At 60.0% G+C, this 13,367-nt stretch carries 13 protein-coding genes; 6 read left to right on the forward strand and 7 right to left on the reverse strand.

Annotation, left to right across the window (positions count from 1 at the left end):
• Window positions 1–21: 21 nt before the first annotated feature.
• Window positions 22–306: a hypothetical protein gene (locus DW58_RS21295; protein ID WP_024550254.1), complete on the reverse strand. Its 285-nt coding sequence runs from the start codon at window positions 304–306 to the stop codon at window positions 22–24.
• A gap of 73 nt (window positions 307–379) precedes the next feature.
• Between DW58_RS21295 and DW58_RS21300 the strand changes: the two genes are divergently transcribed.
• Both DW58_RS21300 and DW58_RS02855 read left to right on the forward strand, forming a co-directional pair.
• Window positions 380–652, forward strand: a complete 273-nt coding sequence (locus DW58_RS21300; RefSeq protein ID WP_235047737.1) for a hypothetical protein — start codon at window positions 380–382, stop codon at window positions 650–652.
• A 336-nt stretch (window positions 653–988) separates the two neighbouring features.
• Complete coding sequence (locus DW58_RS02855; RefSeq protein WP_024550256.1) at window positions 989–1,885, forward strand: SDR family oxidoreductase; 897 nt, start codon at window positions 989–991, stop codon at window positions 1,883–1,885.
• 63 nt (window positions 1,886–1,948) lie between these two features.
• Here the strand turns inward: DW58_RS02855 and exbD are convergent, their stop codons facing one another.
• Together exbD and exbB are read right to left on the reverse strand one after the other, a co-directional pair.
• Entirely contained in the window at window positions 1,949–2,374 is a 426-nt protein-coding gene (gene exbD / locus DW58_RS02860) for a TonB system transport protein ExbD (protein ID WP_024550257.1), read from the reverse strand.
• A gap of 6 nt (window positions 2,375–2,380) precedes the next feature.
• Window positions 2,381–3,115, reverse strand: a complete 735-nt coding sequence (exbB, locus tag DW58_RS02865; protein ID WP_024550258.1) for a tol-pal system-associated acyl-CoA thioesterase — start codon at window positions 3,113–3,115, stop codon at window positions 2,381–2,383.
• Window positions 3,116–3,360: 245 nt separating this feature from the next.
• Here exbB and metC point away from each other — a divergent pair, with 245 nt between their 5' ends.
• Complete coding sequence (metC, locus tag DW58_RS02870) at window positions 3,361–4,548, forward strand: cystathionine beta-lyase (RefSeq protein WP_024550259.1); 1,188 nt, start codon at window positions 3,361–3,363, stop codon at window positions 4,546–4,548.
• A gap of 126 nt (window positions 4,549–4,674) precedes the next feature.
• A complete protein-coding gene (yghB, locus tag DW58_RS02875; RefSeq protein ID WP_024550260.1) occupies window positions 4,675–5,334 on the forward strand; it encodes a DedA family general envelope maintenance protein YghB in 660 nt (219 codons plus the stop codon).
• Between the two features lie 8 nt (window positions 5,335–5,342).
• Here the strand turns inward: yghB and DW58_RS02880 are convergent, their stop codons facing one another.
• On the reverse strand, window positions 5,343–6,272 hold the full coding sequence (locus DW58_RS02880) for an AraC family transcriptional regulator (protein WP_024550261.1): 930 nt from the start codon (window positions 6,270–6,272) through the stop codon (window positions 5,343–5,345).
• 194 nt (window positions 6,273–6,466) lie between these two features.
• Here DW58_RS02880 and yqhD point away from each other — a divergent pair, with 194 nt between their 5' ends.
• Window positions 6,467–7,630 carry an alcohol dehydrogenase gene (gene yqhD / locus DW58_RS02885; protein ID WP_024550262.1) on the forward strand — a complete coding sequence of 388 codons (1,164 nt, stop codon included), beginning with the start codon at window positions 6,467–6,469 and terminating at the stop codon, window positions 7,628–7,630.
• Between the two features lie 106 nt (window positions 7,631–7,736).
• Window positions 7,737–8,564, forward strand: a complete 828-nt coding sequence (dkgA, locus tag DW58_RS02890) for a 2,5-didehydrogluconate reductase DkgA (protein ID WP_024551144.1) — start codon at window positions 7,737–7,739, stop codon at window positions 8,562–8,564.
• Between the two features lie 99 nt (window positions 8,565–8,663).
• Here dkgA and DW58_RS02895 read toward each other — a convergent pair whose 3' ends face one another.
• The 3 genes from DW58_RS02895 to DW58_RS02905 form a co-directional block, all read right to left on the reverse strand.
• Window positions 8,664–10,820: a YgiQ family radical SAM protein gene (locus DW58_RS02895; protein WP_024551145.1), complete on the reverse strand. Its 2,157-nt coding sequence runs from the start codon at window positions 10,818–10,820 to the stop codon at window positions 8,664–8,666.
• A gap of 192 nt (window positions 10,821–11,012) precedes the next feature.
• Window positions 11,013–12,425 (reverse strand): cell division protein FtsP, encoded by a 1,413-nt coding sequence (gene ftsP / locus DW58_RS02900; RefSeq protein WP_024562708.1) that lies wholly within the window; start codon window positions 12,423–12,425, stop codon window positions 11,013–11,015.
• A gap of 86 nt (window positions 12,426–12,511) precedes the next feature.
• On the reverse strand, window positions 12,512–13,249 hold the full coding sequence (locus tag DW58_RS02905; protein ID WP_024550143.1) for a 1-acylglycerol-3-phosphate O-acyltransferase: 738 nt from the start codon (window positions 13,247–13,249) through the stop codon (window positions 12,512–12,514).
• Window positions 13,250–13,367: the final 118 nt, after the last annotated feature.

Genomic DNA, 13,367 nt, shown 5'->3' on the forward strand with positions numbered 1-13,367 from the left:
CCGGCGGCTGTGATCGCGATCTCACGCAAAGCGGAACAGCGCAATCGCCTCCTGCAGGCTGCGGGTCTGCTGCTGCTGGTCCTCGGCCACGCTGAGGGTCTGCGCCACGTGGCGGGCGTTCTGCTGCACGCTCTCATCAATGCTGGCAATGCTGTTACGCACCTCTCCGATGCTGCTGCGCTGCCGATCGCTCATCCGGGACAGATCGTCGATAAACAGCCGCAGACTGTCGATGCTGTGGATCATCTCGCGCATGGTCGCGCCGGCCTGCTCCACCCGCTCCGCGCCGTCGTTGGTGCGCGCCACCGAGACGGCGATAAGCGCGCGGATCTCTTTCGCGGCCAGCCAGCAGCGCTGAGAGCAGGACGAATACCGAAAAGTGATACTCCGTTTCCCCGTGTCCGAGCTGGATAAGCAGCGCGGCAAACGCCATCAGAGTAAAAGCGAACCACAGGCGGGAGAGCAGTCGTCCGGCAAACAGCAGCTTTACACCGGTTGCCGCCACGGTCAGCGCGCCGCCCACTACCAGCGCCAGCGCGATAGCATCGTGATGCCACCCGACGCCGAGGGCGATGAGCCACAGAAGCCAGGTGAGCGAGAGCATCAGCCCGTCGGCCCTGAGGCGAATTTGGGCAAGGGTAATCAGACCTGAATGCGATGCGGAATGCGGGAAAGTCATTGTGCTCATAGCAATTATCCGGAGATGGGCAAACGACGGCCCCGGGCAATGCCCGGGGATATAACAGGAGTGGTGCAAATTAAGGGTAGACGGTCCGCAAGCCCCCGCCAGCGTCCAAAAAAGATATATTCTTGCCGCTCGGGTTAATTATTTAAGTATTATTTTTCATTCAGTTAAATATTAACTGCCGCTACGGTTAGTAGCCCTGAAAATACGCGCAGCCGTGAATGAGAATATGCTGATTACATCCCAGACCACCGAATAAGCCGCTACCCTTCAGGTATCTTTCTCACAACGTGGAGCGACCTTATGACAAATAAACAGACGGACATTCAGGACCCCACTACCCAGTATTACACCGGTGAATTCCCCAAACAGAAGCAGCCAGCCCCAGGGGTACAGGCGAAAATGGAGCCGGTGCCTGACTGCGGCGAGAAAAGCTATGTTGGCAGCGGTCGCCTGGCGGGACGTAAAGCGCTGGTGACCGGCGGCGACTCCGGTATCGGTCGCGCAGCGGCGATTGCCTATGCCCGTGAAGGCGCGGACGTGGTGCTGAACTATCTGCCGGATGAGCAGCAGGACGCGGATGAAGTGAAGGCTCTGATTGAAGAGGCCGGCCGCAAAGCAGTGCTGATCCCGGGCGACTTAAGCGATGAAACCTTTGCCCGTTCGCTGGTCCACCAGGCGATTGACGCGCTTGGCGGGCTGGACATTCTGGCGCTGGTGGCCGGGAAGCAGGTTGCGGTTGAAGACGTGGCGAACATCACCAGCGAGCAGTTTCAGAAGACCTACGCGGTGAACGTATTTTCGCTGTTCTGGGTCACCCAGGAAGCGCTGCCGCACCTGAAGCCGGGCGCGAGCATCATCACCACCTCGTCGATTCAGGCTTACCAGCCCAGCCCACACCTGCTGGACTACGCCTCCACCAAAGCGGCAATCCTTAACTACAGCCGCGGGCTGGCAAAACAGGTGGCGGAGAAAGGGATTCGCGTCAACGTCGTGGCACCGGGGCCGATCTGGACCGTGCTGCAGGTTGCCGGCGGTCAGCCGCAGGAGAAACTGCCGCAGTTTGGTCAGCAGACGCCGATGAAACGTGCCGGGCAGCCCGCCGAGCTGGCGGGGATTTACGTCTATCTGGCAAGCCAGGAGTCGAGCTACGTCACCGCCGAAGTGCATGGCGTGACGGGCGGCGAACATCTGGCCTGACGGCCTGAACGACGCCCATAAAAAAACGCGGCCTGTGCGCCGCGTTTTTTGTTGTTCTGGTGACTACTGCGTTTTGGTCACTTCCTGCCCTACGAGGCCTATCTTGAGATAGCCCGCCTGATGCAGGGTGTCCATCACGCTCATCATGGTTTCATAATCCACGGACTTATCGGCCCGGAAGAAGATGGTGGTGTCCTTTTTACCCTCGGTTAAGGCGTTGAGCGCGCTGACCATGGTGTCGCGGGTCACCGGATCGTTACCGATAAACATGGTTTTATCCGCTTTCACCGACAGGTAGACCGGCTTCTCTGGACGCGGCTGCGGCTGGCTGGAGGATGCAGGCAGATTCACTTTCACATCCACCGTCGCAAGCGGCGCGGCCACCATAAAGATAATCAGCAGAACCAGCATCACATCGATAAACGGCGTGACGTTGATTTCGTGCATTTCGCCGTTATCGTCGAGATCTTCGTTAAGACGCATCGCCATAGAGCATCAACCTACTCGTAATTTTTGCGCGTTACGCACCGGGTGTGCCGAGGAGCTGGCCTCAAGGTCGAGATCGCGGCTTTGCAGCAGCAGCACCTGAGCAGCAACGTCACCCAGCGCGGCTTTGTGGCCGCCAATCATGCGGGCGAAAATGTTATAGATGACTACCGCCGGAATAGCCGCCACCAGGCCAATCGCGGTCGCCAGCAGCGCTTCGGCGATACCGGGCGCCACCACCGCAAGGTTAGTGGTCTGGGTCTGGGCGATGCCGATGAAGCTGTTCATGATCCCCCATACGGTGCCGAACAGGCCGACAAACGGCGAGATAGCCCCGATGGTGGCCAGATAGCCATTGCCGCGTCCCATGTGACGCCCTGCCGCCGCGACGCGACGCTCAAGACGGAAACCGGTACGCTCTTTGATGCCTTCGTTGTCCTCGCTGCCCGCTGACAGTTCGCGCTCGTTCTGCGCTTCGTTAATCAGCTGCGCGCTGAGGCTGCGGGCATGAAACGAGGCGGCCAGCTCGCGCGCTTCATCCAGAGAACGGGCGGAAGCCAGCTGCCGCTGCTCGCGCTTGAGGCGACGCTTCTGCGCCAGTAATTCCGCACTTTTGCTAAAGAAGATTGCCCAGGTGACAACCGACGCCAGAATCAGGCCAATCATCACCATCTTCACAACGATGTCGGCATGATGATACATACCCCAGACGGAGAGATCCGTCTGCATCAAATTATTACCCACTCTGCATCTCCAGAACGAAATTAGACAAATTCTGCGCGTAATCATATCAAAATGACGTCGAATTGATAGTCGTTCTCATTAGTATTTGCAGTGAACACCCCTTTCAATCCGCTTTCCCTGCGCTTACGCAGGAAAGTTGCTGCGCAGATGAATTAATGCACAACCTGAAAATCACGCTGTCGCCTGGCGCGCTATCGGTGATAAGGTATGTCTGGACATCCAGATTGCTAAACAGGACCCGCATCATGAGCAACAGACGTATCGAAACCACCCTGATTTCAGCCGGGCGCCGGACGCGTTTTACGCAGGGTTCGGTGAACAGCGTGATTCAGCGCGCCTCGTCGCTGGTGTTCGATAGCGTCGAGGCCAAAAAGCACGCCACCGCCAACCGGGCGGCAGGCGAACTGTTTTACGGTCGCCGCGGGACGCTCACCCACTTCGCGCTACAGGAGGCGATGTGCGAGCTGGAAGGGGGCGCGGGCTGTGCGCTGTTCCCGTGCGGCGCCGCGGCGGTGGCAAACACCATTCTGGCGTTTGTTGAACAGGGCGATCATATTCTGATGCCGAACACCGCCTATGAGCCAAGCCAGGACTTTTGCACCAAAATCCTCACCCGGATGGGCGTCACCACCGGCTGGTTCGATCCGCTTATCGGGGCGGATATCGCCGCGCTGATCCAGCCCAACACGCGGGTGGTGTTTCTGGAATCCCCCGGCTCCATCACGATGGAGGTTCACGACGTGCCGGCGATCGTCGCGGCGGTACGCGCGACGGCACCGGAGGCGGTTATCATCATGGATAACACCTGGGCGGCGGGCATCCTGTTTAAAGCGCTGGATTTCGGCGTGGATATCTCAGTGCAGGCCGGGACCAAATACCTGGTGGGCCACTCGGACGCCATGATTGGCACCGCGGTGGCCAATGCGCGCTGCTGGGATCAGCTGCGCGAGAACGCCTACCTGATGGGGCAGATGGTGGATGCTGACACCGCCTATGTCACCAGCCGTGGGCTGCGTACCCTGGCATTGCGCCTGCGCCAGCATCAGGAGAGCAGCGTGCGCATTGCCAGCTGGCTGGCGGAGCATCCGCTCGTGGCGCGGGTGAATCACCCGGCGCTGCCCGGCAGCAAGGGCCACGCGTTCTGGAAGCGCGACTTTACCGGCAGCTGTGGGCTGTTCTCGTTTGTGCTGACCAAACGCCTGAGCGAGCGCGAGTTCGCCCACTTTCTCGATAACTTCAGCCACTTTGCGATGGCCTACTCCTGGGGCGGCTTTGAGTCGCTGATCCTCGCCAACCAACCCGAAGAAATAGCCGCTATCCGTCCGGGTGCCGGAGTGGACTTTACCGGCACCCTGGTTCGGCTGCACATTGGTTTAGAAAACGTTGAAGATTTACTCGCGGATTTAGCAGCGGGACTTGAGCGAATTGTGTAAAGTTGCCTGTGAAAAAATAAACCGATCAATTCCATAAAAAAGTTACGGTTTGTGACGCCGCGGAGCAAGATGTGCCGGGGCGTTCAGGGTATAATAGCTGTCTTACGCTGTTCCACAGGACCTCCCATGGCTGTAATTGAGAATATTATCGCTGCGCTCTGGCATCACGATTTTGCCGCGCTGGCGGACCCGCATATTGTTGGCATTGTCTATTGCGTCATGTTCGCCACGCTGTTCCTGGAAAATGGCCTGCTGCCGGCCTCGTTCTTACCTGGCGATAGCCTGCTGCTGCTGGCGGGTGCGCTGATTGCGCGTGGAGTGATGGATTTCGTACCAACCGTGGTGATCCTCACCTCGGCGGCGAGTCTCGGATGCTGGTTTAGCTACCTGCAAGGGCGCTGGCTCGGCAACACCCGGGTGGTGAAAGGCTGGCTGGCGCAGCTGCCGGCTAAATACCACCAGCGCGCGACCTGCATGTTTGACCGTCACGGGCTGCTGGCCCTGTTGGCGGGCCGCTTCCTGGCGTTCGTTCGTACCCTGCTGCCAACGCTTGCCGGTATCTCCGGGCTGTCTAACCGCCGCTTCCAGCTGTTCAACTGGCTGAGCGGGCTGCTGTGGGTTGGCGGCGTGTCAGGCCTCGGCTATGCCCTGAGCATGATCCCCTTCGTAAAACGTCATGAAGATCAGGTGATGACGTTTCTGATGATCCTGCCGGTGTTCCTGCTGCTGGCCGGGCTGTGCGGCACGCTGTTTGTGGTAATCAAAAAGCGCTTCGCCTCAAAGTAATCCCTTTCTCAGGGGCGCGCCGCGAGCGGCGCCCCGCCCTCTCCCTGCGGTAACGTGCGCATCCGCGCCGCATCCTCGCCCGGCGTCACGCCGAAGTAGCGCTTAAATTCCCGGCTGAACTGCGAGGCGCTTTCATAACCTACCCGTATGGCTGCGGTGCTGGCTTTAACGCCGTCGTGCAGCATCATGATGCGCGCTTTATGCAGGCGATAGCTCTTGAGGTACTGAAGCGGCGAGGTGCTGGTAATCGACTTAAAGTTGTGGTGAAACGCCGACACGCTCATGTTCGCTTCTGCCGCCAGCTGGTCAACGCTGAGGTTTTCCGTGTACTGGGTTTCAATACGCTTCAGCACCCGGCTTATCAGGCTGAAGTGGGTCTGGCGGCTTACCAGCGCCAGCAGCGCGCCGCCGCGCGGCCCGGTCAGCACGTGGTAGAGAATTTCCCGCACGATATGCCGCCCGAGAATACGGGCATCAAGCGGGCGGGCCATCACATCTAATAGCCGCTCGGCGGCGCACAGGATCTCCTCCGACAGCGTGGCGGAGTTAATACCGCTGCTCGACGCGCCGGGTTGAAAGCGCGCGTCCTCGCCAATGTCCATCAGCAGGATTTGCAGCTGCAGCATATCAATGTTGATGCGCAGACCGGCCAGCGGCGCATCCGGCGTGGCGGTGGTTTCGCACTCGAACGGCAGCGGCACCGTCAACAGCAGGTATTCGTTAGCGTCGTAGCGGAATACCCGATTGTTGAGGTATCCGGTCTTCTGCCCAGAAAAGAGAAAAACGATACCCGGCTGATACATCACCGGCGTGCGGGGACAGGGCTGAGTACCGTAGAGCAGCTCCACGTCAGGCAGGCCCTCAATCGGCATTTTATGGTTCTGTTTCAGCTGGTTAACTTTTTCAGTCAGCAGCTGGCATATCTCATGACGGTTCACGGCCTGCGTACTCCGGGGTGGCTTGCTCAGAGCGTCATTGTGCGTAAAAGCGTGCTGTTCCTCCACTGCTTTAGAGAAATGGGCAAGATAACGGCAGGAATGTGCATTGAGCGCCTGCCGCCAGGCGCCCACAATGAACCACATCGGGCAGCCGCTGGCTGTCTTCCGTTCCACTCATTTTTGGGAAGCGAACCATGAACAACTTTACCCTTCATACCCCCACCCGCATTCTGTTTGGCAACGGCGCTATCGGTGAACTCCGTGCTCAGATCCCGGCGGACGCCCGCGTGCTGGTCACCTGGGGCGGCGGCAGCGTCAAATCCACCGGCGTGCTGGACCAGGTGTTCTCCGCACTACAGGGGCTGGACGTGCTGGATTTCGGCGGCATCGAGCCTAACCCCTCCTATGAAACCCTGATGAAAGCGGTCGACATCGCACGCAAAGAAAAGGTGACCTATCTGCTGGCGGTCGGCGGCGGCTCGGTGCTCGATGGCACCAAGTTCATCGCCGCGGCGGCGCACTATCCGCAGGATATCGACCCGTGGAACATCCTGGAAACCTCCGGCAGCGAGATAAAAAGCGCCATTCCGATGGGCTCGGTTCTGACGCTGCCGGCGACCGGCTCCGAATCCAACAAAGGCGCGGTCATCTCGCGCCGCGCCACCGGCGACAAGCAGGCGTTCCACTCCCCGTTCGTTCAGCCGGAGTTTGCCGTGCTGGATCCGGTCTACACCTACACGCTGCCGCCGCGTCAGGTGGCGAACGGCGTGGTGGATGCCTTTGTGCACACCGTTGAGCAGTACGTCACCTGGCCGGTGAACGGCAAAATCCAGGATCGCTTCGCCGAAGGCATCCTGCTGACCCTTATCGAAGAGGGCCCGAAAGCGCTGAAAGAGCCGGAAAACTACGACGTGCGCGCCAACGTCATGTGGGCCGCGACCCAGGCGTTGAACGGCCTGATTGGCGCGGGCGTCCCGCAGGACTGGGCAACCCATATGCTGGGCCACGAGCTGACCGCGATGCACGGTCTGGATCACGCCCAGACGCTGGCGATTGTGCTGCCTGCGCTGTGGAACGAGAAGCGCGACGTTAAGCGCGAGAAGCTGTTGCAGTACGCCGAACGCGTCTGGGGCATTACCACCGGCTCTGACGACGAGCGTATCGATGCCGCTATCGCTGCAACGCGCGACTTCTTCGAGCAGATGGGCGCCCCAACCCGCCTCTCTGCCTACGGTCTGGACGGCAGCTCCATTCCGGCGCTGATTGCCAAGCTGGAAGAGCACGGCATGACCGCGCTGGGCGAGCATAAGGACATCACGCTCGACGTCAGCCGTCGCATCTACGAAGCCGCAGTATAAGCGTTTTTTATCGCTGGCCTTTCGTTTTTGGGCTTTTCGTCCAGACTTAAGTCACGCAACTTTCACCGGGGCGCGCCCCGGTGTGTTATCCGATAAGGAGGTACGAATGGCAAATCCAACCGTAATCAAGCTCAATGATGGCAACGTCATGCCGCAACTGGGACTCGGTGTCTGGAAAGCCGGTAACGACGAAGTGGTCACTGCGATCCACAAAGCGCTCGACATCGGCTATCGCTCTATTGATACCGCTGCGGCTTATAAAAATGAAGAGGGTGTCGGCAAGGCGTTACAGAGTGCAGGCATCGCCCGCGATGAGCTGTTTATCACCACCAAGCTGTGGAACGACGATCAGCAGCGGCCCCATCAGGCACTCGAAGAGAGCCTCAATAAGCTTCAGCTCGACTACGTCGATCTTTATCTGATGCACTGGCCAGTTCCGGCTATCGACCATTACGTCGAGGCCTGGAAAGGCATGATTGAGCTTCAGCAGAAAGGGTTGGTGAAGAGCATCGGGGTGTGTAACTTCCAGGTGCATCACCTGCAACGCATCATCGATGAAACCGGTGTGGCGCCGGTGATTAACCAGATTGAGCTGCACCCGCTGCTTCAGCAGCGCCAGCTTCACGCCTGGAATGCGACCCATAAAATTCAGACCGAGTCCTGGAGCCCGCTGGCGCAAGGCGGCGAAGGGGTCTTCGATCAGAAGGCGATTCGTACGCTGGCCGATAAATACGGCAAAACGCCGGCGCAGATTGTGATCCGCTGGCATCTCGACAGCGGCCTGGTGGTGATCCCGAAATCCGTCACCCCGTCGCGCATCGCGGAAAACTTTGACGTGTGGGACTTCCGTCTCGATAAAGACGAGCTGAGCGAAATTGCGAAGCTCGATCAGGGGAAACGCCTGGGACCAGACCCTGACGTCTTCGGCGGCTAATCTCTCCCCTGCCCCTTGTCCCTCTCCTTCCCGGGAGAGGGACATCCCCACTCTGGCGTGCAGCCTGCCACTGGCCTTCTTCTCTCCCTGACAGTAAGCCTACGTCGCGTTACGCTTTATCCCTTTTTTTAAGGTCTGGCGCTGGTGCGTGGCCGCCGTATGCTGCGTCAGCCCAGGACGCGTATTGCGTGCCTGTCGTCTCGCCTCGCGCATCTCATCCAGCGTCGGCGCAGGCACCAGACAGTCGCGGCGCGAGCCGATCAGGTGCTTTTTCCCCATCGTCTCCAGGGCCTCGCGGATCAGCGGCCAGTTGGCCGGATCGTGATAGCGCAGCAGCGCCTTGTGCAGCCGACGCTGGCGTTCACCGCGCGGTACCACGACCTCCTCACTTTTGTAGTCGATTTTGCCGAGCGGATTTTTGCCGGTGTAATACATGGTGGTGGCGTTGGCGAGCGGCGACGGGTAGAAGTTCTGCACCTGATCCAGACGGAAGCGATGCTGTTTCAGCCACAGCGCCAGATTGATCATATCCTCGTCACGGGTGCCGGGATGCGCCGAGATAAAGTACGGGATCAGATACTGCTCTTTCCCCGCCTGGCGCGAATAGGTGTCAAACAGCTCCTTGAAGCGGTGATAGCTGCCCATGCCCGGCTTCATCATTTTCGCCAGCGGCCCGGCTTCGGTATGCTCCGGCGCAATCTTCAGGTAGCCGCCAACGTGGTGCGACGCCAGCTCTTTGATGTAGCGCGGATCGGCTATCGCGAGGTCATAGCGCACCCCGGAAGCAATAAGGATCTTTTTGATGCCCTTCAGCGTTCTGGCCCGCCGATAGAGATCGATCGTCGGCTGGTGGTTGGTGTCCATATGCGGGCAGATCTCAGGGTAAACGCACGACAGGCGGCGACAGGTCTGCTCGGCGCGCGGTGAGGTGCAGCGCAGCATGTACATATTGGCGGTCGGCCCGCCAAGATCGGAGATGATGCCGGTGAATCCCGGCACCGCGTCGCGGATCGCTTCGATCTCGTTGATGATGGAGTCTTCGGAGCGGCTCTGGATAATGCGCCCTTCGTGCTCGGTAATGGAGCAGAACGCACACCCGCCGAAGCAGCCGCGCATGATGTTCACCGAAAAACGGATCATCTCCCAGGCCGGAATACGGCTCTCGCCATACGAGGGATGCGGTACGCGCTGGTACGGCAGGGCAAACACGCTGTCCATCTCTTCGGTCGAGAGCGGAATGGCCGGCGGGTTAATCCAGACATAGCGGTCGCCATGCTTCTGAAGCAGCGCCCGGGCGCAGCCGGGGTTGGTTTCATGGTGCAGGATGCGCGAGGCGTGCGCATACATCACCTTATCGCCCTTCACTTTTTCCCAGGACGGCAGCAGGACGTAGGTTTTCTCCCACGGCTTCGGGCGCGGCGGCTGCACCGTTACCGCTTTCGCCGCGTCTTTTTCCGGTTTATTGCCGTCGGCGCAGGGCAGATCGTCGCCGTACGGGTGCGGGATAGGATCGATACGGCCCGGGGTATCGAGCCGGGTGGAGTCCACCCCGGACCAGCCCGGCAGCGCCTGTTTCACCACGATTGCGGTGTTGCGCACTTCGCGGATCTGGTCGATGGTCTCCCCCTGCGCCAGACGGTGCGCCACTTCCACCAGCGGACGCTCGCCGTTGCCGAAAATCAGCATATCCGCTTTAGCATCGATCAGAATTGAACGGCGCACCGTATCGGACCAGTAATCGTAGTGCGCGGTGCGGCGCAGGCTGGCTTCGATCCCCCCTAAGATCACCGGTACGTCGCGCCACGCCTCTTTACACCGCTGGGTGTAGGCCAGCGACGCGCGGTCCGGGCGCTTGCCCGCCACGTTGTCGGGGGTGTAGGCATCGTCATGACGCAGCTTACGGTCGGCGGTGTAGCGGTTGATCATGGAGTCCATATTCCCGGCGGTGACGCCGAAAAACAGGTTCGGCTTGCCGAGGCGCATGAAGTCCGCTTTGCTCTGCCAGTCCGGCTGGGCAATGATGCCGACGCGGAAGCCCTGCGCCTCCAGCATCCGGCCGCAGATCGCCATCCCGAAGCTGGGGTGATCGACGTAGGCATCGCCGGTGACGAGAATAATGTCGCAGCTGTCCCAGCCCAGGCTGTCCATCTCTTCACGCGACATGGGCAAAAACGGCGCCGGACCAAAACAGGCCGCCCAGTACTGGGGCCAGGAGAAGAGGTCGCGGTCGGGCTGGATCAAACTGAGGGTGCTCATAGGGGTTCCGGGAGGGTAGCAAAGTGCGCAAAAGGGCGGCGATTATACGCCGTAAAACACTATAAAAAGAAGGGATATTGTGCGGATTCGGGGGCACGCGCAGGCCCGGGCTGCGACGACGGCGAAAGAAACAGGCGGGAGGCGGGTGTGAAAGTGCGGCACCCTCTCCTGGCGGAGAGGGTGAACAGCGGGTTAGCCGGTGGCCTGCACCAGAATCTGGCCGACCGAGCCGCGATCGGCCATCTCCAGGGTCTGGCTACCGTACTGGAACGGGAAGTGCTCCCAGGAGGGCTGCGTGAACCACACCAGCAGTTCAACCTGCCCATCCACCCAGACGGTGTCCTTCCAGCCTCGATCCTCCGGGAACGGCAGCGCGCCGTTGACGTTGCGGATCAGGAACTGCGCGCCTTCGATATGGAACGACTGCGGCGTATCGGCACGCACCGTCCAGCGCTCCCAGGAGCCCTGCTGGCCGGTAATATCGATGCGTTTGGGATCCCACAGCTGGCCGTTGATACCCGGATCGTCGCCCAGCGCCACGTCGCGGCTGCGCACCGGAGTGCCGGCCATCACGTCCTCAGACAGCAGGCGCTGCGGCAGCGGGCTGGTCACCAGCGGCAGCAAACCGGTCGGGCGCAGCGTCAGCACCAGCGTGGAGATCAGAATACTTGAGGGTTCAAACAGGCCGCGCAGACGATCCATGATGGTCGCCGCATCGCCGCAGGTGATCGACACTTCATCGCCGTTGGTCATGTCGATCATCACTTCGCGCCGTTCCCCCGGCGCCAGGGAAAGCTGGCGCAGCGAGACAGGGGCCGGCAGCAAGCCCTGATCGCCGGCGATCACGTGCAGCGGGCGGCCGTCGCTCATCTGGAGCAGGTAACGACGTGAATTGGAGGCGTTAAGCAGACGCAGGCGCACCCAGCCGCGCGACACTTCCACATAGGGGCCCTGCACGCCGTTCACCAGCAGCGTATCGCCGACAAACCCACCGCTCCCCGGCTCGCTGTACTCCGGCACGCCGAAGTTATCCAGCCGCTTATCCTGAATAATGACCGGGAAGTCATCCACGCCGTAGTGGTTCGGCACCGGCAGGCTTTTACTGCCTTCATCTTCGATCAGCCACATTCCCGCCAGCCCGCCGTACACCTGATGGGCTGAGCGGTTTGGCGTGTTGGCGCGGTACCACAGGGTGGCCGCGCTCTGGCGAATCGGCAGCACCGGCGACCAGTCGGCGTTAGGGGACATCATGCGCGCTGCGCCGCCCATCAGCGGGCCGGGCACCTGCAGGCCGCTGACGGTCATGGCTACGTTTTCAGTCAGGCGGTTGCTGTAGATAACCTTAACGTCATCGCCGTTCCAGACGCGGACCGTCGGCCCCATATAGCGACCGTTGATCCCCCAGACCGGTGCGCGCGAGCCGGTGACGAATGACCAGTGCGCGCGTTGCAGGGTAAGAAAGATGGGCTGACCACGGCGAGATTCAAGCAGTGGCGGTACTGGCAGCGCCGGCTGCTGGCCTGCTGCCTTTGCCCTCAGCGGCACCGCGCCTGCGCACAGCGCGATTCCCGATGCCTGAATAAACTGACGCCGACTGAGTGACATATATGCTCCGTGTGAAACTGTCAGAAAATGCGGGAAACCCTTCCCTTTAAAAGGGGCCTAATGCCCCAGCGTACTGATATTGTTTTTTAAATATTGCCGGAGGCTTCGCGCTCCGCCACTTCTTTATCCAGTTCATTAATCTTTTGCTGCATCACCTCATGGCAATGCACTGCCAGGGCGCGCACCTGATCCTTGCCCCATGCGGCGGTATCGATCGGCGGCAGCATTTCAACAATCACCAGGCCGTTTTTCAAACGGTTAAGGTTAATTTTGTTAGAGGTGTTGGAAACGCATACCGGAATAATGGGTACGCCTGCGGCAATGGCGGCATGAAACGCGCCGGTTTTAAACGGCAGCAGGCCACGCCCGCGGCTGCGCGTCCCTTCCGGGAACATCCACACCGAAATATTACGCTTGCGGATATGGTTAACCACCTGCGCGATGGTCCCGTGCGCCTTCGCGCGGTTTTCGCGGTCGATCAGCAGGTTGCCGGTCAGCCAGTAAAGCTGCCCGAAGAAGGGGATCCACAGCAGGCTTTTTTTGCCGACGGTAACGGTACGCGGCTGCACGATATTGGCGGCGGTGACCATATCATAGTTGTTCTGGTGGTTGCCGATATAGATAGCGTTACCGTAGTGCTCAGCGCCTTCCGGTTTACGGGTCTCTACCTTAAGGCCCAGCACCGGTGCCATACGGGCAAACATATGACCGAAAGTGGCGACGTGGCGCGGATTACGCGGGCTGAACAGGCAGTAAATCGAGCCGACAATACACACCAGCAGACTGTAAATCACAACGAAAATTGAACGTAAAATTAAAAGCATACTTACCTCATAAGCCACAGCTGCTTCCAGTATACCGCGTCGCGGCGATTCTGGCGCAGCGTCATGCGAGCCTGAAATGGAGTCCGTGAGGAAATCGATCAACGCCGCGCAGCGTCAG

The sequence above is a fragment of the Siccibacter turicensis LMG 23730 genome (assembly GCF_000463155.2).
GTDB lineage: Bacteria > Pseudomonadota > Gammaproteobacteria > Enterobacterales > Enterobacteriaceae > Siccibacter > Siccibacter turicensis.

Excerpts from the sequence above, each read along its gene's own strand:
- ftsP (WP_024562708.1), bottom strand. The coding sequence starts at position 12,425 with ATGTCACTCAGTCGGCGTCAGTTTATTCAGGCATCGGGAATCGCGCTG.
- exbD (WP_024550257.1), bottom strand. The coding sequence starts at position 2,374 with ATGGCGATGCGTCTTAACGAAGATCTCGACGATAACGGCGAAATGCAC.
- DW58_RS02905 (WP_024550143.1), bottom strand. The coding sequence starts at position 13,249 with ATGCTTTTAATTTTACGTTCAATTTTCGTTGTGATTTACAGTCTGCTG.
- dkgA (WP_024551144.1), top strand. The coding sequence starts at position 7,737 with ATGGCAAATCCAACCGTAATCAAGCTCAATGATGGCAACGTCATGCCG.
- metC (WP_024550259.1), top strand. The coding sequence starts at position 3,361 with ATGAGCAACAGACGTATCGAAACCACCCTGATTTCAGCCGGGCGCCGG.
- yqhD (WP_024550262.1), top strand. The coding sequence starts at position 6,467 with ATGAACAACTTTACCCTTCATACCCCCACCCGCATTCTGTTTGGCAAC.
- DW58_RS02855 (WP_024550256.1), top strand. The coding sequence starts at position 989 with ATGACAAATAAACAGACGGACATTCAGGACCCCACTACCCAGTATTAC.
- DW58_RS02895 (WP_024551145.1), bottom strand. The coding sequence starts at position 10,820 with ATGAGCACCCTCAGTTTGATCCAGCCCGACCGCGACCTCTTCTCCTGG.
- yghB (WP_024550260.1), top strand. The coding sequence starts at position 4,675 with ATGGCTGTAATTGAGAATATTATCGCTGCGCTCTGGCATCACGATTTT.